The organism is Streptomyces sp. CB02959 (genome assembly GCF_002803155.1).
Classification (GTDB): Bacteria; Actinomycetota; Actinomycetes; order Streptomycetales; family Streptomycetaceae; genus Streptomyces.
On record NZ_NNBP01000006.1, the window covers coordinates 273,203 to 296,460 of the forward strand.

20 protein-coding genes and 3 pseudogenes are annotated in these 23,258 nt (G+C 72.1%); 11 read left to right on the forward strand and 12 right to left on the reverse strand.

The window, feature by feature from the left end; genetic code table 11:
• Window positions 1-83: 83 nt before the first annotated feature.
• Window positions 84-194 (forward strand): annotated as a pseudogene (locus CG747_RS12855) (glutathione peroxidase); the annotation flags it as partial.
• Between the two features lie 255 nt (window positions 195-449).
• On the opposite strand, the gene CG747_RS47155 reads toward CG747_RS12855, so the two are convergent.
• The gene (locus CG747_RS47155) at window positions 450-788 is read right to left on the reverse strand and encodes a hypothetical protein (protein ID WP_146022074.1); all 339 of its coding nucleotides are present in this window, start codon (window positions 786-788) and stop codon (window positions 450-452) included.
• A gap of 184 nt (window positions 789-972) precedes the next feature.
• Window positions 973-1,569: a hypothetical protein gene (locus CG747_RS12860; RefSeq protein WP_146022075.1), complete on the reverse strand. Its 597-nt coding sequence runs from the start codon at window positions 1,567-1,569 to the stop codon at window positions 973-975.
• 532 nt (window positions 1,570-2,101) lie between these two features.
• Between CG747_RS12860 and CG747_RS12865 the strand changes: the two genes are divergently transcribed.
• The 6 genes from CG747_RS12865 to CG747_RS12895 all read left to right on the forward strand — a co-directional run bounded on the left by CG747_RS12865 (window position 2,102) and on the right by CG747_RS12895 (window position 11,090).
• Window positions 2,102-2,305 (forward strand): cold-shock protein, encoded by a 204-nt coding sequence (locus tag CG747_RS12865; RefSeq protein WP_100601831.1) that lies wholly within the window; start codon window positions 2,102-2,104, stop codon window positions 2,303-2,305.
• Window positions 2,306-2,607: 302 nt separating this feature from the next.
• Window positions 2,608-3,144, forward strand: coding sequence for a class IV adenylate cyclase (locus CG747_RS12870; RefSeq protein WP_100601832.1), 537 nt, complete (start codon window positions 2,608-2,610; stop codon window positions 3,142-3,144).
• Window positions 3,145-3,525: 381 nt separating this feature from the next.
• Window positions 3,526-5,151: a GAF domain-containing protein gene (locus CG747_RS12880; protein ID WP_100601833.1), complete on the forward strand. Its 1,626-nt coding sequence runs from the start codon at window positions 3,526-3,528 to the stop codon at window positions 5,149-5,151.
• A gap of 543 nt (window positions 5,152-5,694) precedes the next feature.
• The gene (locus CG747_RS12885; protein WP_100601834.1) at window positions 5,695-7,662 is read left to right on the forward strand and encodes an ABC transporter ATP-binding protein; all 1,968 of its coding nucleotides are present in this window, start codon (window positions 5,695-5,697) and stop codon (window positions 7,660-7,662) included.
• A 196-nt stretch (window positions 7,663-7,858) separates the two neighbouring features.
• Window positions 7,859-9,391 (forward strand): apolipoprotein N-acyltransferase, encoded by a 1,533-nt coding sequence (gene lnt / locus CG747_RS12890; RefSeq protein WP_100601835.1) that lies wholly within the window; start codon window positions 7,859-7,861, stop codon window positions 9,389-9,391.
• 406 nt (window positions 9,392-9,797) lie between these two features.
• Window positions 9,798-11,090 carry a lanthionine synthetase LanC family protein gene (locus CG747_RS12895; RefSeq protein ID WP_100601836.1) on the forward strand — a complete coding sequence of 431 codons (1,293 nt, stop codon included), beginning with the start codon at window positions 9,798-9,800 and terminating at the stop codon, window positions 11,088-11,090.
• Window positions 11,091-11,222: 132 nt separating this feature from the next.
• Here the strand turns inward: CG747_RS12895 and CG747_RS12900 are convergent, their stop codons facing one another.
• Together CG747_RS12900 and CG747_RS12905 are read right to left on the reverse strand one after the other, a co-directional pair.
• Entirely contained in the window at window positions 11,223-12,146 is a 924-nt protein-coding gene (locus tag CG747_RS12900; protein WP_100601837.1) for a Gfo/Idh/MocA family protein, read from the reverse strand.
• A gap of 74 nt (window positions 12,147-12,220) precedes the next feature.
• Window positions 12,221-13,432 (reverse strand): FAD-dependent monooxygenase, encoded by a 1,212-nt coding sequence (locus tag CG747_RS12905; protein ID WP_100601838.1) that lies wholly within the window; start codon window positions 13,430-13,432, stop codon window positions 12,221-12,223.
• Window positions 13,433-13,587: 155 nt separating this feature from the next.
• On the opposite strand from CG747_RS12905, the gene CG747_RS12910 reads away from it, so the two are divergent.
• Window positions 13,588-14,208: a TetR/AcrR family transcriptional regulator gene (locus tag CG747_RS12910; RefSeq protein ID WP_100601839.1), complete on the forward strand. Its 621-nt coding sequence runs from the start codon at window positions 13,588-13,590 to the stop codon at window positions 14,206-14,208.
• A gap of 111 nt (window positions 14,209-14,319) precedes the next feature.
• Here the strand turns inward: CG747_RS12910 and CG747_RS12915 are convergent, their stop codons facing one another.
• From CG747_RS12915 to CG747_RS12945, 7 genes are all read right to left on the reverse strand, one after another.
• Window positions 14,320-14,886, reverse strand: coding sequence for a hypothetical protein (locus CG747_RS12915; RefSeq protein ID WP_100601840.1), 567 nt, complete (start codon window positions 14,884-14,886; stop codon window positions 14,320-14,322).
• A 68-nt stretch (window positions 14,887-14,954) separates the two neighbouring features.
• Window positions 14,955-15,668 (reverse strand): uracil-DNA glycosylase, encoded by a 714-nt coding sequence (locus tag CG747_RS12920; protein ID WP_100601841.1) that lies wholly within the window; start codon window positions 15,666-15,668, stop codon window positions 14,955-14,957.
• Window positions 15,669-15,749: 81 nt separating this feature from the next.
• A complete protein-coding gene (locus tag CG747_RS12925; RefSeq protein ID WP_100601842.1) occupies window positions 15,750-16,715 on the reverse strand; it encodes an aldo/keto reductase in 966 nt (321 codons plus the stop codon).
• Window positions 16,716-16,854: 139 nt separating this feature from the next.
• Complete coding sequence (locus CG747_RS12930; protein WP_100601843.1) at window positions 16,855-17,625, reverse strand: SDR family oxidoreductase; 771 nt, start codon at window positions 17,623-17,625, stop codon at window positions 16,855-16,857.
• A 43-nt stretch (window positions 17,626-17,668) separates the two neighbouring features.
• Window positions 17,669-18,430: a 3-oxoacyl-ACP reductase FabG gene (fabG, locus tag CG747_RS12935; protein WP_100601844.1), complete on the reverse strand. Its 762-nt coding sequence runs from the start codon at window positions 18,428-18,430 to the stop codon at window positions 17,669-17,671.
• Between the two features lie 220 nt (window positions 18,431-18,650).
• A complete protein-coding gene (locus tag CG747_RS12940) occupies window positions 18,651-19,046 on the reverse strand; it encodes a DUF3037 domain-containing protein (RefSeq protein WP_100601845.1) in 396 nt (131 codons plus the stop codon).
• Entirely contained in the window at window positions 19,043-19,864 is an 822-nt protein-coding gene (locus CG747_RS12945) for a HipA family kinase (RefSeq protein ID WP_100601846.1), read from the reverse strand. Before CG747_RS12945 ends, CG747_RS12940 begins: the two co-directional genes overlap by 4 nt.
• 674 nt (window positions 19,865-20,538) lie before the next feature.
• Here CG747_RS12945 and CG747_RS47160 point away from each other — a divergent pair.
• Window positions 20,539-20,739: a hypothetical protein gene (locus tag CG747_RS47160; protein ID WP_146022076.1), complete on the forward strand. Its 201-nt coding sequence runs from the start codon at window positions 20,539-20,541 to the stop codon at window positions 20,737-20,739.
• Window positions 20,740-20,900: 161 nt separating this feature from the next.
• On the opposite strand, the gene CG747_RS12960 is transcribed toward CG747_RS47160, so the two are convergent.
• The gene (locus CG747_RS12960) at window positions 20,901-21,536 is read right to left on the reverse strand and encodes a LysE family translocator (RefSeq protein WP_100601848.1); all 636 of its coding nucleotides are present in this window, start codon (window positions 21,534-21,536) and stop codon (window positions 20,901-20,903) included.
• Window positions 21,537-21,767: 231 nt separating this feature from the next.
• Here CG747_RS12960 and CG747_RS12965 point away from each other — a divergent pair.
• Window positions 21,768-22,570 (forward strand): annotated as a pseudogene (locus CG747_RS12965) (IS5 family transposase); the annotation flags it as partial.
• Window positions 22,571-22,965: 395 nt separating this feature from the next.
• Window positions 22,966-23,124: pseudogene (locus tag CG747_RS49285) on the forward strand (replicative DNA helicase); the annotation flags it as partial.
• Window positions 23,125-23,258 lie beyond the last annotated feature (134 nt).

The following is a 23,258-nucleotide window of genomic DNA, read 5'->3' on the forward strand; positions in this document are numbered from 1 at the left end:
CACCCGCCGGGATCTCTCCCGGCGGGTGCGCCTTGTCTCGTTTCCCCAGGTCACGGGGGGTGTGTTCTTTGGAGAAGAAACCCGAAAAGTTCTTGATCGACCCCTCGGGTACGGTGGCCGGCCGCTTCCGCCCGCGGACCGAGCCGGAGGCGGCGGAGCTGGTCGCGGCGATCGAGGCGGCGCTCCCGGCCTGATCCCCGGCCTTCCGACGGCGGGCCGGTGAGCGGGACCGGCCCGCCCGGCCGCTCGCGCAGCCACGCACGATCACCGTCGACGGCCCGATCACCGTCGCCGGGGCGTGTATGCGATCGGCGTCGTGACCGGCGTCACGTTGCAGTTCGAGGCGCGGAACGCAAAGGCCAGCGGGCCGACGGCCGACGCCGAGGCGGCGCAGGCGGTCGGCCCACCGGTTTCGACACAGCGATGCAGCCCTCAAGTCGAATCAGGCGTCAGCCTGACTGAGGGATAGCGGCCTTTCGGCACGCCTCTACGGATTCCTTGGGGACTGAATTGATGATGGCCACCATGCTTTCCCCGCCCTGAGGCGCACTGAAGATATAGATCGGGTGGTGGGTGCTGATGACGATGCTGGCCTCTGCTCCATCATGGAGCACGCCCGTGTCAAATTCCCCGAGAGAATGGCAGGGGTCGCGCAGACGCGCTGTCGCCTCGGTAGCGCTGTGAGGTCCATGAAAGCGGAAGCAGACTGTTTCGCCTGGCTCGGCGTAGACGAATTCGGGGGAAAAGCGGTGCGTTCCCCTCTTGCCGAAATCGATGCATTTCTGCATCGATTCTCCTCTGGAACACTGCCGCTGGGGCCCGCTTTGGAACGGGCAATCGGGACGCCCTAATCCTCCCCCGTCGCATGCGCATCACACACCACAGCGCGTGATCACCCGAGCGAGGGATCAGTTTCCCGCCGCAGCAATTCTGATCGACATCGCGTACTCACCTCGGTCCGCCGGACATTCCCTAATGGACCATATTCCACATCTGGTACCGGTTGGTGTGGTTGTAGCAGGTGGTCCTGGCGACCGGGGCGCCCTGCGGGTTGCCCTGGTCCCACAGCAGGTGGTTCCGGTGTCCGTCCTGCCCGCGATCAAGGCAGAGCACCTCGTTGAGATGGGAGTCCGCCTGGTAGTTGGCAAGCTGCCAACTGTTGCGAGGGTTGCCGGAGCTGTTGCCGACCCAGGTCATGTTCCACTGATCGCGGTAGTCGCTCGAATTGCACCCGGCCGCGCCGGTTGCGAACCAGTCACCGGGAGACGAGACGGAATGCGACCACTGGACTCGAAGGCAGTTGCCCTCCTTGCGATGGACGATTTGCACCCGGTCGTAGTAGCCACCGACGTTGCCGTCGTAGGACACGACGTTCCACCGCTGCCACGGATTTCCGGGCTGGCACGGATTGGTGTAGACATCGCTGCCGTTGGAGTCCAGGCAGTAGCCGGTGGCGTAGTCCTGGAGCATCACGTTGTACTGGTAGGTGTTCGCTTGGGCGGTGCCCGCTGTTCCCGTCACTGCGGCAGCCGCCAGCACGCCGGCCACCAGTGCCGATCTCACCTTCAATTTCACCGAGAGTCCTCTCTCCCCGTACCTCAGTGGTTTTCACGAGAACCCTGGCAGGCGAGCGAACAGGCGAATAGGAGACGGGAGGTCAAGAAACGGTTCATTCCGCTCTCGGCACCCGCGCGCTCGACCCCCCGGGAGCTCCGGGTCTTCATCGCGTGCGGTGAAGACTTGATGCATTGATGCAGGGCCTGCCCCGCCTCGTTCAGGGGCCCGCCGGGGTGTCTGGGATCGGCGTCGCGTGATCCCACGGAGCTTGGACCACATCGGTATTGCGCTCATCCCATCGGACACGCCCCAGAGCCTGTCCGACGGGTCGCTCCCACGCCGCTGCCCAGTTCCGTTGCGTCCGGTAGCCAGGCGACTCCGGATCGGCTAACTTCTTCACTAGTAGTCGTGGTTCCGAAGTCTCGACGCCCGCGGTTCGCGCCGCGGGCGTCGTGCTGTGCAGCAGTACCCGAGGACCAGGGCGATCACCTCACCCTGGGGCACTGACAAGCCAGTGCCCCCCGACCCTGGACTAGGGGACAACATGGCAAGCGGCACCGTGAAGTGGTTCAACGCTGAAAAGGGCTTCGGCTTCATCGCCCAGGACGGCGGCGGCCCGGACGTCTTCGTCCACTACTCCGCCATCAACGCGGCTGGCTTCCGGTCCCTGGAAGAGAACCAGCCGGTGAACTTCGACGTCACCCAGGGCCCGAAGGGCCCGCAGGCGGAGAACGTCACCCCGGCCTGATCCAACGTCTTGGCGCCCCGAACCCAGAGGGTTCGGGGCGCCTTGCCGTAGCCGCGCTCAGCAGCGCTGCGATCGCGGCCCTGGGGACCTCGACCAGAGTCTCGTAGTCCGGAATCTCCATCAGAATGTCCACCTGCGGCGCCCCATCCGGAAATCGCCCTCGCACCGACCGGCGGAACGGGCCGTCCCGGAGTGAGGTGGACCCCGGGCCCGCCCGCCGGAGTCGGCCGTACAAGCCGCCGTGCCGAACCACTCAAGGTACGGACCCCGGCGCGCAGACACTGACGACTGGCAGGAGATCCATGCACACCGTCGAGTACGAAGCGAAGGCACTGGGCATCGACCCGGACGCCATGGCCGAGCGGATCCAGGCGGCCGGCGGAAGGTTCCAGGGCGAGCGCCTGATGCGCCGCTACGTATACGACACCGTCCCTCCGGTCCCGGGCCGTTGGGTGCGACTGCGGGACTCCGGCGGCGCGGTGACCCTGTGCGTGAAGACGATCAGCTCGGACGAGATCGATGGCACCCGGGAGACCGAAACGACCGTCGGTTCGTTCGAGGACACGCACGCGCTCCTCGGGCTCATGGGGCTGGCCCACCGCGGCTATCAGGAGAACCGGCGCTCGTCCTGGTTGCTGGACGGTGTGCGGCTGGAGATCGACGAATGGCCGCGCATCCCGCCCTACCTGGAGATCGAGGGCGACACCGAGGAACACGTATGGGCCGCCGCCGAACGCCTCTCCCTCGCGCGAACCGACCTCACCAGCGAGAACACGACCAAGGTCTTCGCCCGCTACGGAATCGACCTCGGCTCCATCGGCGAACTCCGCTTCACCTAGCCCTCTCCACGATCCTCCGGCGGCGTGTGCATCCAACGCGCGGAGCAGTGCCTGACGTTGGGCGAATTCGTTGATGAGCCAGCGCTGCGCCGAAGTCCGGGACTTCCGCGAGGAGGAAACCGCCCGGCTCACGGCCCTCTACCAGCCCACCGCCGCTTCCGGCCGCGGACCGAGCCTGAGGTGGCGAAGCTGGTCGCGGCGATCGAGGCGGCGCTGTCGGCCTGATCCCCGGCCTTCCGACGGCGCGCCGGGCCGGGGCAGGCCGGTGAGCGCGCCGCGGCCCGGCGGCAACGCGCTCGCCCCGGGGTCATCCTTCCGGGCGAATTAGACTGGTCGCAGCCGTTCCGTGTCCGCACTGTGCCAGCCCGAGAAGCCGCCTTCATGCCGCATGCGCCGCAGTTCCCCGAGCCCGCCGACCCGCACGACGCTGCCGGGGCGGAGGGCTCCGCGGCGGAGCTCGCCGAGCGGACCGCGCAGAGCCTGCGGCATCTGGCCGGCGGCCCGCTGTCCCGGCTGCCGCAGTTGCTGGAGGCGATGGTCGCGATCGGCTCGGACCTGGACGTGCACCGGGTGCTGCACCGGATCGCCGAGACCGCGGCGTCGCTGACCGGCGCCCGCTATGCGGCCGTGGAGGTGCTGGACGAGGACGGCGACGGGCTGCGCGATCTGATCACCCACGGCAGTCCGCCCGAGGGGCGGCCGGCTGCCCCGTTCGCGCTCCGGGTGCCGATCAAGGTGCGGGGCGAGCTGTTCGGGAGCGTCTTCCTGGCGGGGAAGCGGGACGGTGCGGTAGTCGACCCAACGGCGGGGTCCGGGGTGGAGTCCGAGGCGGGGTCCGTAGCGGCGTCCGGCGCGGGATCCGGGCGGTTCGGTGAGGTGGACCTGCAGTTGGTGCGGGTGCTGGCCACCGAGGCCGGGATCGCCATGGGCAACGCCCGGATGCACGCCGCGGCCCGGCAGCGCCGGCGCTGGATCGACGGGGCGGCGTCGGTGACCACGGCGCTGCTGGCCGGCCCGGAGACCGGCTCCACCAAGGAGCACGCGCTGACCGTGGTGGCCGAGAAGGGCCGGGAGCTGGCCGAGGCGGCGACGGGGGCGGTGCTGCTGCCGCAGTCCAACGGCGCGATGGAGGTCGTGGCCATCTCCACGGTGCTGTCCGAGGCCGTACGGACCGAGACGTACGGGGGCACGATCCCGGCAGCGAGCCCGGTCCTGCACCAGATCCACGCCGGGCTGGCGGTCTTCTCCGACGACTTCGCCGGCGACCCCCGCTCGATCTCCCCGCTCTCGCGCCATTACGGGCCGACGATGCTGCTGCCGTTGCGCAGTGGCGGCCGGGTGCTGGGCGCGCTGGCCCTGTGCCGGGCCTCCGGCGGCCCCCGCTTCACGCATCTGGAACGGACGCTGGGCACTCAGTTCGCGTCCCAGGCGGCGCTGGCGCTCGTCCTGGCCGACCGCCACCGGGACCGCGAGCGGCTCGCGGTCTACGAGGACCGCGACCGGATCGCCCGCGATCTGCACGATTTGGTGATCCAGCGGCTCTTCGCCACCGGGATGCTGTTGGAGAGCGCTCAGCGCACCGCCGTCCTCCCGGAGGTCAAGGAGGGCGTGGGGCATGCCGTGGACGAGCTGGACGCGACGATCCAGGAGATCCGTACCGCGATCATCGCGCTCCAGCAGGGGCCGCCGGAGGCGCCGGCCGGGCCGCGCACCCGGATCCTGCGGGAGGCCGGCGCGGCCACGGCGGCGCTGGGCCACCGACCGTCGGTGCAGTTCGTCGGGCCGGTGGACGCCCGGGTCGGTGCGGAGTGCGCCAGGGCGCTGGTGGCGGCGGTCGGGCGGGCGCTGACGGAGATGGCGCGGGCGGCGGCCGCGGTCCGGGTCGTCGTGGACGCCACCGTCACCCTGGGCGACGGCCGGGCGGGCGTGCGGCTGACGGTGACCGGTGAGGGCGCCGACGGCGACCCGATCGCGCCGGTGGTCTGGGAGCAGGCCCTCCAGCCGTAGGCGGCGGGTCAGCCGGCCCGGCGGACGAACGGCCGGTCCCCTTGGGCCATGGGCCATGGGCCTTGGGCCTTGGGCCTTGGGCCATCAGCGGACGTGGTCCGGCGGCCCGTAGGGTGGGGTCCGGGGTCATTTCCGGGTCGGCGGCGCAACTTCCGCTCGCCCGGGCCGCGTTGGCCTCGGTGGCCGCGCGGTGGCCGTCGGTGCGGCCGATGTCGACGATGACCGGGGAGGACCGGGCGGGGCGGTGACCGGCGGGGCGGCGAAGGCGTCGGCGAAGGCGGGCCCGGCGTGCAGGGGGTGACGCGCGGCCCGTCGGCGTGGTGTGCAGGCCCGGCGTGCGGTGCTGCGGCGCTCTCCCCCGGGGTGCATGGTGGTCATCGTCGTGGCGGTCGGGCCGGTGGCCGCGGGCGGGGTCCGGGTAGCCAACCGGGGTGACGGTGAACGGAATCCCTTGACCTCAAGATTGGTTTAGGTTCTAGGTTCTTTCGTGTCGCCGGTCACCCACGGCGATCCCGTGACGACCCCGGCATACAGGAGGCCGCGATGGACATGGAAGTCACCGCCTGGCATTCACTGCACAGCACGATGACCGCTCAGCAGGGGAAACGCCGTATCTCCCGCGGGACGCTGCGCCGGATCGCGGCCTTCGCCCGCCCGCACCGGCGGATGCTGGTGTGGTTCCTGGTGCTGAGCACCGTCACCGCGCTGCTCGCGGTGGCCACCCCGCTGCTCGCCGGGCGGGTGGTGGACGCGATCGTCGGCGGCAAACCGGCCGGGCTGGTCCTGGGGCTCTCCGGGCTGATCGCCGCCATCGCCGTGGCCGAAGCAGGGCTGGGGCTGGTGACCCGCTGGCTGTCGGCGAGCATCGGCGAGGGGCTCATCCTCGACCTGCGCACCACGGTCTACGACCACGTCCAGCGGATGCCGATCGCCTTCTTCACCCGTACCCGTACCGGAGCGCTGGTCAGCCGGCTCAACAACGATGTGATCGGCGCCCAGCGGGCGTTCAGCGACACCCTGTCCGGCGTGGTCAGCAACATCGTGACGCTGCTGCTCACGCTCGGCGTGATGCTCACCCTGTCCTGGCAGATCACCCTGATCGCGCTGGTGCTGCTGCCGGTGTTCGTGCTGCCCGCCCGCCTGGTGGGCCGGCGGCTGGCGGCCCTGCGGCGGGAGGGCGCCGACCACAACGCCGCGATGGGCACCCAGATGACCGAGCGGTTCTCCGCGCCCGGCGCCACGCTGGTGAAGCTGATGGGCCGCCCGTCCCGGGAGTCCGCGGAGTTCGCCGCCCGGGCCCGCCGGGTGCGCGACATCGGCGTCCGCTCGGCGATGGTGCAGACGTACTTCGTCACCGCGCTCACCCTGGTCTCCGCGCTGGCGCTGGCCGTGGTCTACGGGCTTGGCGGATTCCTGGCGCTGCGCGGACAGCTGGAGGCGGGCGCCATCGTCTCGCTGGCCCTGCTGCTGACCCGGCTCTACGCCCCGCTGACCGCGCTGTCCGGTGCGCACATCGAGGTGATGAGCGCCCTGGTCAGCTTCGAGCGGGTCTTCGAGGTGCTGGACCTCGAACCGCTGATCACCGAGCGGCCGGACGCCCGGCCGGTGCCGGCGGGCCCGGTGGCGGTGGAGTTCGACGCGGTGCGCTTCGGCTACCCGGCCGCCGACAAGGTGTCGCTGGCCTCTCTGGAGGAGGTCGCCACCCTCGACACCCGGGGCGGCGAGGAGGTCCTGCACGACGTCTCCTTCCGCGCCGAGCCGGGCCAGATGGTGGCCCTGGTCGGCTCCTCGGGCGCCGGCAAGTCGACCATCGCCCAGCTGCTGCCGCGGCTCTACGACGCGGATTCCGGCGCGGTGCGGCTGGCCGGGGTGGACGTCCGTGAGCTGACCGCCGCCTCACTGCGGGACACCCTGGGCATGGTCACCCAGGACGGCCACCTCTTCCACGACTCGATCCGGCAGAACCTGCTGCTGGCCAACCCGGAGGCGACCGAGGACGAGCTGTGGGACGCGCTGCGCCGGGCCCGCCTGGAAGCGCTGATCGCCTCGCTGCCCGACGGCCTGGACACCGTCGTCGGCGAGCGCGGCTACCGGCTCTCCGGCGGCGAGCGGCAGCGGCTGACCATCGCCCGGCTGCTGCTGGCCCACCCCCGGGTGGTGATCCTGGACGAGGCCACCGCCCACCTGGACAACACCTCGGAGGCGGCCGTCCAGGAGGCACTCACCGAGGCGCTGGACGGGCGGACCGCCCTGGTCATCGCCCACCGGCTGTCGACCGTCCGGGCCGCCGACCTGATCCTGGTGGTCGAGGGCGGGCGGATCGTCGAGCGGGGTACCCACGACACGCTGCTGGCGGCGGACGGCCGGTACGCCGAGCTGTACCGCACGCAGTTCGCCGCCGGGCCGTCCGGGACGGCGGACACCGCGGACGCGGCGGACTCGCCGGTGCCCGCCGGCGCCGCACCGGACGGCGGCCCGGACCTGTCCGCCGAACCTTCGCTGGTGAACTGACGGCACCGGCCGTCCCACGGGCCGCGGCCCCCGTCCTCCCGGGCGGGGGCCGCCGCGTGCCCCGGGCGGGACCGGCAAGACGGGTGCACGAGAAGTGGCGGGAGCCGGGGACGCCTGACAACCCTTGAGCGTGGCAAGAGATATCGACGGGACACCTCGGCGGACGAGGGGACAGGCACGACGACAGGGAGCCCGTATGGACATACCGCTCGGCCACCGGACGCGCCGGTCCGACTCGCTCTGGACGCGCGGCCCGGCCGCCGCGCTCGCCGGTGCGCTGCCGGCCCTCGCCTTCCCCGAGCCGTCCTGGTGGTGGCTGGCGTACGTGGCGCTGGTGCCGTGGCTGCTGCTGGTCCGGTCGGCGCGGACCGCCCGGCGGGCGGCGGTGTACGGCTGGCTGGGCGGCGCCGGGTTCATGCTGGCGGTGCACCACTGGCTGCTGCCGAGCCTGCACGTCTTCATCCTGGTCCTGGCGCTGCTGCTGGGTGCGCTGTGGGCGCCCTGGGGGGTGTTGGTGCGGGCGCTGCTGGGCGGGGCACCGGGTCCGGGGCGGGCCGCCGCCGCGCTGGTGCTGGTGCCGTCCGGCTGGCTGATGGTCGAACTGGTCCGGTCCTGGGAGTACTTGGGCGGGCCGTGGGGGCTGCTGGGCGCCAGCCAGTGGCAGGTGCCGCCCGCGCTGCGCATGGCCTCGCTCGGCGGGGTGTGGCTGCTGAGCCTGCTGATCGTGGCGGTGAACACCGCGCTGGCCGGGCTGATCGCCGTCCGGGCGGCCCGGCTCCCCGCGGTGGCCGGGCTGCTGGTGTGCGCGCTGGCCGGTACCGCGGTCTGGCTATGGGCGCCGCTCCCCCCGCCCGCCGGGACGGTGCGGATCGCGGTCGTCCAGCCGGGCCCGGGCGGCACACCCACCCAGCGGCTCGCCCGCAGCGAGGCACTTACCGGCGCGCTGGCCGGCCGCGGGGTGCGGTTGGTCGTCTGGGGCGAGAGCAGCCTCTACCAGGACCCGGCGGACCATCCGGCGCTCGCCGCCCGGCTGGCCGCGCTGTCCCACCGCACCGGCGCCGACCTCCTGGTGAACGCCGACGCGCCGGACTCCGGCAGGAGGGGCATCTCCAAGAGCGCGGTGCTCATCGGCCCGCAGGGCCCGACCGGGGACCGCTACGCCAAGATGCGGTTGGTGCCGTTCGGCGAGTACATACCGGCCAGGTCCGTACTGGGCTGGGCGACGAAGGTGGGCAAGGCCGCCACCAGCGACCGGCGGCGCGGCACCCGCCAGGTGGTGATGGCGATCCCCGCCGCGGCCGGTCTGCGGGTCGGTCCGCTGGTGTGCTTCGAGACGGCGTTCCCGGACATGAGCCGCCATCTGGCCGCGGACGGGGCGCAGCTGCTGGTCGCCCAGTCCTCGACCGCGACGTTCCAGGACAGCTGGGCGCCCGCCCAGCACGCCTCCCTGGCCGCGCTGCGCGCCGCGGAGACCTGGCGCCCCATGGTGCACGCCACGCTCACCGGGATCAGCGCGGTGTACGGCCCGCGGGGCGAACGGATCGGCGAGCAGCTGGGCACCGACCGCAGCGCGGCCGCCGTCTACGAGGTGCCGCTGGCCCGCGGCACCAGCCCGTACACCCGCTGGGGCGACTGGGCGCTCTACGGGGCGATCGCCGCGCTGCTCGCCTACGGGCTGGTAGGAGCGGGGCGGGCGGCCGGCAGGCGACCGGCGCGGGGGCGTCGGTGACCGCCCGTTCGCACGGCTTGTGGCTGTGCGGTGCGTCCCGGGCGGACAGCCGCCGCCCGGGACGCGCGCTGTCGGGAAGGGGTGCGCGCCCTCGGGCGGGGCAGCGAGCGCAGCGGCGTCCGCGAGCAGCGTGAGCACACCCTCGCCGCCGCCCTCGCCCGCGCCCTGCGGAGATGGTCGTGAGCGTCACCTCATGCGCTTCGCCGGCGCCGCCCGCGCCTGCCGCACGGCGCCTCTCGGCGGCGCGTCGTCAGCCGGGCAGGACCGACCCCGCTCCCGGCCACGAACCGTGTGCGGAGCCCTCGTTCGCGCCTCCTGGCAGGAGTTGCCGTCGTCGGGCTTTCCCCCGCCTCACGACCGGCACCCGTCCGGGCGAGACCGGCGCGGTGTGCCACAGTGGGGCGCTATGACGGGGGAAGCGACGATCGCAGCGGTGGACGAGGTCGAAGCGGTGGCGGCGGATGCTCTGCGCTGGTTGCTGAGCCACGCGCGGGATACCGGCGGGAACGGCCTGGCGTGGGCTGCCACGCCATCCGATGACGAGACCGACCCCACGTTCTACAGCGGGACGGCCGGTGTCATCGCCGTTCTCCTCGAAGCATGGCGGCACTTCGGTGATGAACGGTACGGCGATGCCGCTGTGCGTGCGGCCCGAAGCGTGTCAGCCGCCGTCGACGGCCGGGAGAACAGCTCGCTGTACTTCGGCCTGACCGGCATGGCACTCGCCCTACGGGCGGTCCACGACGAGTTCGGCACTCCGGGCGCCGCTGCTGTCCGGGCCCTGGACCTCGTGCGCGCACGTTTCGACGGGACGCGCTGGGGCGACTGGTTCGATCTGATGGGCGGCAACGCCGGTATCGGCCTCGGTGCGCTGGCGATGGGGGATGTGGACCTGGCCCTGCTCGCGGTGGAGCCCTACCTGCGCACGGCCGAGCAGACCCCGGCGGGCGTTCGCTGGGAGGCGGAAAGGGGCCGGAGTTCGCGGTTCCACCACATCTCGCACGGCACGCTCGGCGTTGTCCACGGGCTGGCCCGCGTCGGCCTGGCCGCCGGGCGGCCGGATCTCGTCGAACTGGCGCAAGCGGGCGCGGCGGATGTCGTGGCACGCAACGAGGCCGGCCCGGCCGGCTTCCTCGTCCCGCACTCCGACCCGCAGGACCATCCCGACCTCACCGCGCGCTACAGCTACGGCTGGTGCCACGGCCCCTCCGGCGACGCCCAGGTCTTCCGACTGCTCGGGGACGTCCTCGACGACGCCAGGTGGCAGACCTTCGCCGACAGCTGCTGGCACACCGTGACCCGGTCCGGCCTGCCTCGCCGCCTGCAGCCCGGATTCTGGGACAACAACGGACGGTGCTGCGGCACAGCAGGCGTCCTGGCACTGGCCTGCGACCGCATCGCCGAGCAGGACGACCGCCCCGGCTTCGCACGACTTCTCGCCGCGGACCTCCTCTCCCGCGCGACCCGCGACACCGACGGAGCACGATGGTCCAACCTCGAAAACCGGACCACCCCCAGACTCCTCGAACCCCGCACCGGCTGGGGTTCGGGAAACGCCGGCATCGTCCGTGAACTCCTGCGCTACATCCGGATATGCCAGGGAGCCGACCCGACGTACGCGGTCACCTGGCCGGACCAGGCACGGGTGCGCTCGATATCCCTCGGCCGGGCCGGCGACGGGCCGTCTGCACCGGCGTGACCACGTGCCTGCGCGACACGAACGCCCCCGCGTCGACGCCCCGGCATCAAGGCCCCGATCGCGGCCCCGTGACGGACGGCGGCGACAGCGCCCCGGCCCGGCGTCTTCCAAGGCGGGCAGGGGCACCGGTACTCAGCCGCCGTGCGTCACCTCGCGCACGATGCGCTCGCAGAGTTCATGAGTCTTCAGGGCGTCGGCGGCGCTCACCACCTCGCCGGCCCGCACCGATGCGAGGAACGCGAGCACGACCTGCTCGATGCCGCGCTGCCGGGCGACCGGCTCCCAGTCGCCGCGGCGTCGGACCGTGGGCTGCCCCTTGTGGTCGACGACCTCCGCGAGGTTCACGACCTCGCGCTTGGTGTCCTGTCCGGACACTTCGAGGCGTTCCTCGGCCGACCCGCTCCGGCGGTTCATGATCCCGATCGCCGTGAACCCGTCCCGCGCCCTGGGGCAGCTGTCGCCGGACAGTTGGAGCACCACCTGGTCCATCAGCCCGTCCCGGAGCCGGGCCCGGACGTCGATGTGCTCGATCTCGCCCGGCGCGAGGAACCGCAGGGTGTCGACGACGTGGATGAAGTCGTCCAGGACCAGCGTGCGCGGGTCCTCGGGCATCCCGGTGCGGTTCTTCTGCAGCAGGATCAGCTCGCGGGGGTGCTCGCGGCACTGCGCGTAGCCGGGGGCGAAGCGGCGGTTGAAGCCGACGGCCAGGCCCACCCCGCGCTGCTCGGCGAGGGCGACGATCCGCCGGGTGTCGGCGATCTCGTAGGCGATCGGCTTGTCCACGTAGGTCGGCACCCCGGCCTCGATGAGCCGGGTCACGATCTCCGGGTGGGCGACCGTCGCGGCGTGCACGAAGACGGCGTCCGGGGCGGCGGCGAGCAGTGAGTCCAGGTCGGCGTGGAGCTGCGGCGCGGTCAGCCGGTAGGCGTCGCCTGCCTGTTGCAGGGCGGCCGGGTTGCGGGTCGCCAGGTGGAGCTCGATCCCGGGTTGGGTGCCCAGCACGGGGAGGTATGCCTTCCGTGCGATGTCTCCGAGTCCGATGCAGCCGACCTTCACGCAACTTCTCCCTTGGTTCCGCGGTCCCGCCGCCCGGTCCCTCCGGGGGCGTCCGGGCATCTGGCCCCCGCAGCTTACGGGGCGACCGGCGGTCGCCAGTCGGCGATCCCGTCCAGACCGCGCAGGGCCAGATCGGGGGCCAGCCGGGCGGTGGCCGCGACCAGGGCGCCGCGCAGGGCGCAGGCGGGCCGGGACCGCCAGGTGGTGAGCCGGCCGATCCGGCCCGACCGGCGGACCACGTCCATCGTGCGGGGCAGCCGCTGCCGGGTGTACGCGGTGAGCGCGGCGGCCAGGGCGGTGTCCGGCGCGGCCGCGTGGGCGAGGACCACGGCGTCCTCGATGGCCTGGCAGCCGCCCTGCCCGAGGTTGGGGGTCATCGGATGCACCGCGTCGCCGAGCAGCGCGACCCTGCCCCGGTGGAAGGCGGGCGGCGGGGCGGCCGCGGCGTACACGTCGTTGCGGAGGACGGCCGCCGGGTGGACGGCGGCCAGCAGTTCGGGGACGGGCCGGTGCCAGCTGCCGAACCGGTGCCGCAGCTCGGCGCGCTGGTCGGCGCCGTCCCGCCCGCCGCCGGGCGGGACGGCCGCGGTGGCGTAGGCGTAGATCCGCCCGTCGTGCAGCGGCAGGGTGCCCCACAGTCCGCCGGGCCCCCAGGTCTCGTGCGCGGTACCGGCGTCGGCGAGTCCGGCGGCGTCGGCGGCGGACACCACGAAGCGCCAGGCGGTGAAGCCGGCGTAGCGGGGTGCCGGGTGGTCGGGGAAGAGCGTCCGGCGGGTGGCGGAGTGGATGCCGTCGGCGGCGACGACGAGGTCCGCGGTCAGCTCCGCCGGTGTGCCGTCCGGGGCGGTGGTCCGCACCCGGGCGGGCCGGTCGGCGTGCAGCGGATCGCCGGGGTCCACGAGGGTGGCCGGGGCGCCGGTGCGGACCGCGGCGTCCGGCAGTCGGTCGGCGAGCAGGGCGATCAGGTCGGCGCGGTGGGCGATCACCACCGGTCCGCCGAACCGTCGGACGGCCGCCGCGTTGTCGGTACGGGCCAGCAGCCGCCCGTCGGGCCGGCGGATCTCGCCGGCCAGTTGCCAGGAGGCCATGTCGCGGACCGCGTCGCCCACTTTGAGGGTGTCCAGTGCGCGCTGGGCGTTGGGGGCCAGCCCGATGCCCGCGCCGACCGGTTCCAGGGCGGCGGCCCGTTCCAGGACGGTGACCTGCCAGCCCTGCCGGTCCAGGGCCAACGCGGCGGTGAGCCCGCCGATGCCGCCGCCGATCACGATCGCGGTGCGCTGCCGCATGTCGCCGCCTCCCCGCCGCCGCCGGGCGCCGATGCACCCATGGCCGCGACTACACCTGTAGTTCCCGATGACGTCAGACTACACCTGTAGTTACGCGACTGCGCACGACACTACGGCCGTAGTCACCGGTGTCCGGTCCCACTAGGCTCACCTGCATGAACGTCCGAAAGGCCACCGCGTCCCCCGCCCCCCTCCCCCGGCACCGACTGATCGCCGACACCGCGCTGGAGCTGCTCGCCGAACGCGGCATGCGGGGGCTGACGCACCGGGCCGTCGACGAGGTGGCCGGGCTGCCGCAGGGCTCCACGTCGAACCTCGCGCGGACCCGGGCGGCGCTCCTGGAGGCCGCGGTGCGGCGGCTGGCCGAACGCGAGACCGCGGTGCTCGCCCCGCGTGAGATGCCGGGCGTCGCGGACCCTGCGGCAGTCGCCCCGGCGGCGCTGGCGGACGCCCTCGCGCTCGCCCTGCACCGCTATCTCTCGCACCACCGCGCACTGCTGATCGCCCGCTACGAGCTGGCGCTGGAGGCCACCCGGCGGCCGGAGTTGCGGGAGGTGTACGACCGCGCGGGCCGGGCCTTCCTGGAGCCGGTGGTGGCGCTGCTGACGGCGGCCGGCTCCGCCGCGCCGGAACGGCATGCGCTGAGCCTGGTGGCCTGGTGCGACGGGGTGCTGTTCTCCTGCGTCGCTGGGCAGTTCCACGCCGCGCCGCCCACCCGCGACGCGCTGCGGGCCTCGTGCGCGGAACTGGTCGACGGGATGCTGCGGAGCAGTTAGCGGGGAGCAGTTGGCGGCGGAGCAGCTGGCGATCGACCGGTGCGGGCCCGTCCGGACCGGCCCAGACCGGGCCGGACGGGCCCTGAGGCGACGGCCCGCGCAGCACCGCTCCTACCGGGAGGAGCCCGCCGCGCCTTCGATCCGCAGCTCCAGGCGGATGATCGCGGCCGTGAGCCGCCGGCGGTACTCGCCGTCGGCGAGGGCGCGTACCGAGGCGCGGGCCCGCCGGAGCTGGGCGCGGGCGTCGGCCGGGCGGTCGAGTCCGGCGTAGTCGGCCGCGAGGTTGACGTGGAGTGCGGGGAAGAACGCCCGGAGTGCGGCGAGCGGGTGGCGGGGGCCGGCGCCACCGGCCGGTCCGGCGCCGGTGGGCTGGGGGCGCGCGGGCCGCTCCGTGACGAAGCCCTCCGCCGCCTCCAGGGCACGCAGGTCCCAGTCCAGTTCGTCCCGAGGGTCGTCCTGGGTGTCGGCCATGTAGTGCGCGAGAGCGCAGCGGTGGAAGGCGTCGCCGCGCGGGCCGATCTCGTGCCAGAGCGCGGCGAGGCGGTTGCGGGCCTCTTCGCGGTCGCCGGCGCGGTGCAACATGATCGCCTGGCCGAGTCGGGTCGGCACGCCGTCCTCGGGCTCCGCCGCCCGCCGCTGCTTCGCCACCGCGCACTCCCCGTCGTCGCTCGCCACCACCGGCTCCCCCCGACGCTAACCGCCGGGGGGACGCTCCGCGCGGTGTGCGCGACCTGCCGGGCGGCCGGTCAGCCCAGGTCGGGGACGCGCCAGTCGATCGGGGCGTGGCCCTGGGCGGCGATCGCCTCGTTGATCTGGGTGAAGGGGCGGGAGCCGAAGAACTTCTTCGCGGAGAGCGGGGAGGGGTGCGCGCCCTGGACCACCGCGTGCCGCTCCTCGTCGATCAGCGGGAGCTTCTTCTTGGCGTAGTTGCCCCAGAGGACGAAGACGGCCGGGTCGGGGCGGGAGGCGACCGCGCGGATCACCGCGTCGGTGACCTTCTCCCAGCCCTTGCCCTTGTGCGAGTTGGCCTCGCCCTCACGGACCGTGAGCACGGCGTTCAGCAGCAGGACGCCCTGCTGGGCCCAGGGCATCAGATAGCCGTTGTCCGGAACCGAGTGGCCGAGCTCCTCCTTCATCTCCTTGTAGATGTTGCGCAGCGACGGCGGCGTCTTGACGCCGGGCTGCACCGAGAAGCACAGACCGTGGCCCTGGCCGGCGCCGTGGTACGGGTCCTGGCCGAGGATGAGCACCTTGACCTGGTCGTAGGGCGTGGCCTCCAGCGCCGCGAAGACCTGCTCGCGGGGCGGGTAGACGGGTCCGGCGGCCCGCTCCTGCTCGACGAAGTCGATCAGCTCCTTGAAGTAGGGCTTCTCCAACTCCTCGCCCAGGACCCCGCGCCAGGACTCGGGCAGCATGTCGGTGACCACGTCAACAACCTCCGGTGTGCGTTCCGTTCTCATCGCAAGAACCTACCGGCGACCACTGACAGTCCCCGCCACGGGCCGCCCGCCGGGGCCCGCACGGCAGGATCCCCCGGCTCCTCAGGCGGTGTCCAGCCGGGCCCGCTGGTACGGGTCCAGGGCGAGGTCCAGCGCGGCCAGGCACTCGTCCAGCTGTGCCACCGAGCTGACCCCTAGCACCGGCACCACCGGCACCGGGCCGCCCATCAGCCACGCCAGCACCACCTGGTTCACGGTGGCCCCGCACTCCGCCGCCACCTCCGCCAGCACCCGTATCCGGACCACCGTCCCGTGGTGGTCGTAGCGTTCCGGGAGCGGCTTGTCGGCGCGGGCGTAGGCGCCCTCCATCAGGGGCGAGTAGCCGAGCAGGGTCAGATCGGGGTGCGCGGCCGCGTAGTCGAGCAGTTCCTCGTCGGTCTCCCGCTGGAGGCCGGCCGACGGCTCGGGGCGCGGCCGCAGGTAGGTGTGGCGCTGCTGTACGGCGCGGAAGCCGGGCAGCCCGTGGGCGGCGGCGTGCTGCCGGGCCTCGGCGAGCCGCCAGGTCGCGTGGTTGCTGGCCCCCAGGGTGCCGACCCGGCCGTCCCGGACGAGCTCGGCCAGCGCCCCGACGGTCTCGGCGAGCGGGACGGTGCGGTCCTCGACGTGTGCGTAGAAGAGGTCCACCCGGTCGGTGCCCAGGCGGCGCAGGCTGCCGTCGAGGGCGGTGCGGAGCGCGTCGGCGCCCAGGCCCTCGGCATTGGCGGGCCACTGGGCGCCGCGGGCCGGGTCGGGCCGGGCGCCGGCCTTGGTGGCGAGCACCGTGCGGTCGCCCGCGCTGCGGCTGCGCAGCCAGCGTCCGAGCACCGTCTCGCTCTCGTCGCCGGTCGCGCCGGGCACCCAGCAGGCGTAGTTGTTCGCGGTGTCGACGAGTGTCCCGCCGGCCTCGGCGAAGCGGTCCAGGAGGGCGAACGAGGTGCGCTCGTCCACGGTGGTGCCGAACGGCATCGCGCCCAGGCAGACGGCGCTGATCCGCGGCCCGTCGCCGCCGCCGAGCGTGCGGTAGTGCATGGCATGTCTCCCTGGCAGGTCCGCGGATACGAGTGGTGCCGGCCCCCTGAAGGGACCGGCACCACGGACTCTGCCTCTTGGAGCGCACACGAAGGCAAGCCCGCTCACGGGCCGCCCGGAGCGGCGGCCCCGCGGGCGGTCACACCCCGGCGTTCAGGAACAGCCCGCCGTCCACGACGAGCGTCTGCCCGGTGACCCAGCCGGCCCCGTCGGACAGCAGGAAGGCCGCGGCCCCGCCGATGTCCTCCGGGACGCCCAGCCGCCCCATCGGGTAGCCGGCCGCCGCCTCCTCCTCGCGGTCCTCGTAGAGGGCCGCGGCGAACTTGGTCTTGATCACCGCGGGGGCGATGGAGTTGACTCGTACCACCGGGGCGAATTCGTGGGCCAGTTGGAGCGACAGGTTCACCATCGCCGCCTTGCTCATCCCGTAGGCGCCGATGAACGGCGAGGGGCTGACGCCGGCGATCGACGCGATGTTGACGATGGCGCCGCCGTGGTCCTTCTGCCAGGCGTGCCAGGTGCGCTGCGCGAAGCCGAGTGCCGAGACGACGTTGGTCTCGAACACCTTGCGCGCCACGTTGAGGTCGAGGTCGGCGATCGGGCCGAACACCGGGTTCGTCCCGGCGTTGTTGACCAGGTAGTCGATCCGGCCGAAGGTCTCCATGGCCCGCTCGACGGCGACGGCCTGGTGCGCCTCGTCGTGTGCCTTGCCGGCGACGGCGAGCACCCGGTCGGCGCCCAGCTTCCCGGCGGCCTCCTTGAGGGCGTCCTCGTTGCGTCCGGTGATCACGACCCGGTCGCCGCGGGCGACCAGGGCCTCGGCGATGCCGTACCCGATACCGCGGCTGGCCCCGGTGATCAGTGCCACCTTGCCGGAGGGTGCGGGGAGCCCGCTGTCCTGCTCTGTCATGTCCGGTTCTCCTGCTCCTGTGGTCCTGCGGTCGGTACGGCGGTCAGCAGAGCGGGCCGCCGGCGACGTACAGGACCTGGCCGGAGACGAACCCGGCCGCCTCTCCGGTGAAGAAGGCGACGGCGTTGGCGATGTCGTCGGGGTTGCCGACGCGCTGCACCGGGATCTGGGTGGCGGCCGCGGTCTTGAACTCCTCGAAGTCCATCCCGACCCGCTCGGCGGTGGCGGCGGTCATGTCGGTGGCGATGAAGCCGGGGGCGACGGCGTTCGCGGTGACACCGAACTTGCCGAGCTCGATGGCGAGGGTCTTGGTGAAGCCCTGGAGACCGGCCTTGGCCGCCGAGTAGTTGACCTGGCCGCGGTTGCCGAGCGCCGAGCTGGAGGAGAGGTTGACGATCCGCCCGAACGTGGCGTCCACCATGTGCTTCTGACAGGCCCGCGACATCAGGAACGCGCCGCGCAGGTGCACGTTCATGACGGTGTCCCAGTCGCTGTCGCTCATCTTGAACAGCAGGTTGTCGCGGAGCACGCCCGCGTTGTTGACGAGGACGGTGGGTGCGCCGAGCTCCGCCGCGACCCGCTCGACCGCGGCCGCCACCTGGTCGCTGTCGGAGACGTCGCAGCCGACCGCGAGGGCCTTGCCGCCGGCCGCGGTGATCTTTTCGACGGTGTCCTTGCAGGTCGCCTCGTCGAGGTCGAGTACGGCGACGGCGCGGCCCTCGGCGGCCAGGCGGACGGCGGTGGCCGCGCCGATGCCGCGGGCCGCGCCCGTCACGATGGCAACACGCTGCTCGGTGGTGGACATGCGGGTTCTCCTCACCCTCGATCGTCGAAAGCTCGAACACCTGGACCGGCGGTCCGCTCCCGATCCGGGTGAGCAACCGCTTAGTAGCCTCAGCAGAGCTGACGCTAGAAGCCCGGCCACCCCCTGTCAACGCCCCACCACCGCACACCGGCCGCAAACAGCGCGCGGGGCGGGCCTCCCTCAGGAAACCCGCCCCGCGCACCGCATGCCCGGCCCGCTCTCACCGCACCAGCAAGTCCAGCAGCCGCTCCGCCTCCACCGTGGGATCGGCGGTCAGTCCGGTGTGCACCGGGCCCGGTTGCACGATGGTGCTGCGCGGCGCGATCAGCCAGCGGAAGCGCTGCCCCGGGTCGTCCCCCGCCGCCTGCCCGGCTCGCGCGCCGCCCTCGCAGATGCCCTCCACGGCGCACAGCGCGGCCCGTACACCGGCCAGGTCCACCGTGGGGTCCAGCGCCAGCAGCCGGGCCTCGTCCAGGTGCGTACGGGCCTCGACGAACCGCCGCGCACGGCAGTACACCACCACCCCCGCGTTGATCATCTCTCCGCGCTCGACCCGCGGGACGATCCTCAGCAGCGCGTACTCGAAGACGTCGCGCCCGTTGTGCAGTCCGCTCACTTCACAGCCCTCCGCGGCAACTTTCCCGCCAGCCACTTCGGTGCCTGCGACGGCTTGTCCTTCGTCGGCTCGCCGACGGTGATGTGATCACTGATGGTCCGCGCCCGGGCGAGCAGCGTGCGCACGTACGCCCGGCGCAGTTCGTCCGGCGAGTCGAAACCGGGCTCACCGTCCAGCCACTCGTCGGGAACGTCCGCGGCGATCTCGGTCAGCAGCTCCTCGGTGATCCGCGGGGCGAACTCGTCGGCCGCCGCCGCGACATCCGGACCGAACGTCGCCAACGCGTGATCGGAAGCGTCGTACGGCCGGGCCGAAGCCCTTTCCGCGGTCGGCCAGTTGTGGTGCCAGATCATCGCCGCGCCGTGGTCGATCAACCACAACTCGCCGTGCCACACCAGCAGGTTGGGATTGCGCCAGGACCGGTCCACGTTGTTGATCAGCGCGTCGAACCACACCACCCGGCCCGCCTCGCGCGCACTCACCTCGAACGCGAGCGGATCGAACCCCAGCGACCCCGGGAGGTAGTCCATGCCCAGGTTCAGTCCCCCGCTGGCCTTCAGCAGCGCCTGGACCTCCTGGTCCGGCTCGCTCAGCCCGATGACCGGGTCGAGCTGCATCCGCACCAGCTCCGGCACCCGCAGCCCGAGCCGTCGCCCCAGCTCCCCGCAGATGATCTCCGCAACCAGCGTCTTGCGCCCCTGCCCGGCACCGGTGAACTTCATGATGTAGGTACCGAGGTCGTCCCCCTCGACGATCCCGGGGAGCGACCCGCCCTCACGCAAGGGCGTAACATAGCGGGTCGCAACCACCTCTCTCAACTCTTTCCTAGGTTCCACGGCTTACATTCCTTAGATTCAATGGTCGACTTCAAGGAGGCACTCACCCCGAGATCGCCCCCGATCGGCCCTGGGGAGAATCGACAGGCGCACAGATCACCCCTCCCGCCCGAGTAGCCCGTCGACGGCGGTTCGACCTTTGCTTCCGGCCTCCGGCATGAAGTGGGCATAGTAACCGAGCGTGATGGCCGGCGATGAGTGCCCGAGCCACCGCGCGACAGCCACCACGGACTCCCCCGCCTCCGACGACGGGGAGGCGTAGGTGTGCCGTAGCACGTGAAACCCGTCCTTCGGCGCCGCCTGCCACTGCGTCCCACTGCCGGACACGCCAGACATGAGACACCGGCAGTCGGTCCACACGGTTGAGCCCTCGCGCACGGCTGCGGCCCGGACGGCTCATCACGGCATGACGACGCGCCAAGACGTGAAGGGGTTGATGCGTCGGCGGGAGGCTGGGATCCACGGCATGCGGATCAGGGAGATGAACGGCGGATCTTCGGGTTGCCGTGCGAAGCGGAGCTGTAGGCACTGATGACGCTGCTGCGAGCGGCGGTTGGTGTGGGGTGCGGCTGCGGTGAGCGGTCTTGTCGTACGTCCGCCGTATGGTGGGTTGCGGCAGGATATTTAGTTACCGTCACAGGGAGAACGCGAGAATCATGATGTCGTTCCTGAGCAAACTGAAGCGCCAGCGTGCCGAGTTGATGGAACAGCGCCGCATGGAGGCCACCATGGCGGCGGCCTCCCGGGGTGCCGGTCTTGAAGAGGCCAAGCGCGCGGGCGACCGGGCGGCGCGGCGCAACACCGACGTCGCCATCACCTCGTCGATCGCCTCGACCACGGCCTCGGGCGGCTGCTGACACCTGACCTGCCCCCGCACGCCCCGCAGTAGCGGCAGGCTCCGCCGCGTCCGGCCGTCACTCGGCATGCGCACGAACAGCTTGGCCACGGGCATGCCCTGAGCCGCCAGCTTCACGTAATCGAAGGTCGGCTCCTCGGCCGAGGGATGGTGGCAGGCGCGTCAGCTGATGCCGAAGTCCGCCGGATGACGGCACGCGAATCCCGCCAGCGCGGTGCCCATCACATAGCGGTGAAGGCGCTGCCAGAGCGGGTGCCGGCCGAAGACCCCGGCGACGGAGCCGGCCGTCACGATGAAGAACGCGTTGCCCGCGACCCCCACCGCGATCTGGGTCAGCCCCAACAGCAGCCCCTGCAGGCCGACATGGCCGCGTGCCGGGTCGACGAACTGCGGCAGCAGGGAGATGTAGAGGATGGCCACCTTGGGGTTGAGCAGGCAGGTGAGGAAGCCCATCAGGAAGAGCTTGCGTGGTCCGTCCTGCACCAGTTCCTGGGCCGCGAAAGCGGATCGGCCGCCCGGACGGACGGCCCTCCAGGCCAGCCAGAGCAGGTAGCCGGCTCCGGCCAGCTTGATCGCCAGGTAGATCTCCGGCACCAGCGCGAAGACGGTGGCGATACCGGCGGACACCGCGAAGAGGTAGACCAGGAAGCCGAGGGCGACTCCGGCCAGCGAGACCAGCCCTGCCCGGCGGCCCTGGGCGATCGAGCGGGAGACCAGGTGGATCATGTTCGGGCCCGGCGTGAGCACCATCCCAAGCTCCACCAGTGCGATCCCCGCTATTGCTCCCAGCCCGATCACAGCACAACCTCCGTACGCACGTCCGCTCGGGCGCAACTCAGCGGCCCCCAGCCATGTACGACTCAGCGCGGGACAGGACGTCGCCTCCTCACGCCAACGGTCACCAAGATCGAGAACGGCGAAGTCGCGGCACGAGTTGACCGTTACACAGTGGAAGACATTGCAACCGGAACCCCAGCTGCACGGAGGGGGTGCCCATCTCGGTTTCTTCCACCGCTCGTTGAGGAGATCGTGGGGAAGGGACCATCGTGGCTTGTGTCGGACGAGCTGTGGGGACGTGTTGAGCCGTTGCTGCCGGTGCAACAGCGACGGCTTCGCAAGCTCGGTCGTCCACCTCTCGATGACCGGGGATGCCTGCAGGGGATCCTGTTCGTGCTGCACACGGGGATCCAGTGGGAGTGGCTGCCACAGGAACTCGGTTTGGGCTCGGGAATGACCTGTTGGCGCCGACTGCGGGACCGGCATGAGGCCGGGGTGTGGGACCGGTTGCACCGGGTGCTGCTGACCGAGTTGCACCGTGCCGGCCAACTGGACCGGTCTCGGGAGGTGATCGACGGCTCGCACCGCCAGGCCCGTCGCGGCGGCCCGAAAACGGGGCTGAGCCCAGTCGACCGTGCCCGGCCAGGCTCGAAGCACCATGTGATCACCGACGGCCGGGAACTCCTCCGGCGATCGCGTTGAGCGGCGGCAACCGCCATGACGTCACCCAGCTTCTGCCGCTCGTGGACGCCATCCCTCGCATCCGTGGCAGAAGGGGGCGGCCACGCCACCGGCCAAGGCAGGTGTTCGCCGACCGGGGCTATGACTTCGACAAGTACCGCCGTCTGTTGTGGAAGCGGGGCATCAAGCCGGTGATCGCCCGCCGAGGTGTGCCGCACGGCTCCGGACTGGGGACCGTGCGGTGGGCCGTCGAGCGGACGAACGCATGGATCCACGGCTTCCGGCGCCTGCGAATCCGCTGGGACATCCGGGACGACACCCACGGGGCATTCCTTAAACTGGCCTGCTGCGCAATCACCTACCGACGCGTCCGAACCTTGTGTCAGCTCCTCTTGGGCAGCCACGCCCACAGCGTGCTCTTCACCGCAATGCCTGCCGTTGCTCTCCCCAGCCCGAAGGCGCGTGCGACGGACAGCACCTGGCTCAATGTCGCACTGGACAAGGCGCGGCCCGAAGCGCCGGGGCTGACTGCCTCCTACTTGCACACCCTCATCGAAAATTGCCCCCGGCCCCAGCACGCCACGGCGTACGCGGGCATGGTCCGTGCCGATCACGCCCGCCGGACGCTCCGCGAGCACGCCGACCGGCTGTGCCAGACCGCCACCGACACCACCCTGCCCAACCCGGCAGCCACCGCCCTCGCGCAAGCCGACGCCCTGAGCCGCTACTCGACGAACTCGCCCCCCAGTTCGTCCCGCACCCCGGCTCCATGCCCTGCACTCCTGCCACACCGCCGCCGCGGCGGGGGACCTTGGACGAAACCCTCGACGAGGAACGCCTGCTGCTCGCCACCGCAACCGCCCACCCGGACGAACTCAAGGCGATGCGGTGGCTGCAGCCAGGCGACTTCGCGCTACCGCAGCATGGGCAGCTCTACCAATGCCTGACGGCCCTCGCCCGCCGCGGTGACGCCATCGATCCAGTGACGCATCCCGCCGCTGACGGACGCCACAGTCTCAAGCCCGAGCAGGTCGCTGCCGAAGAGTCTGTAGCGGACCAGGT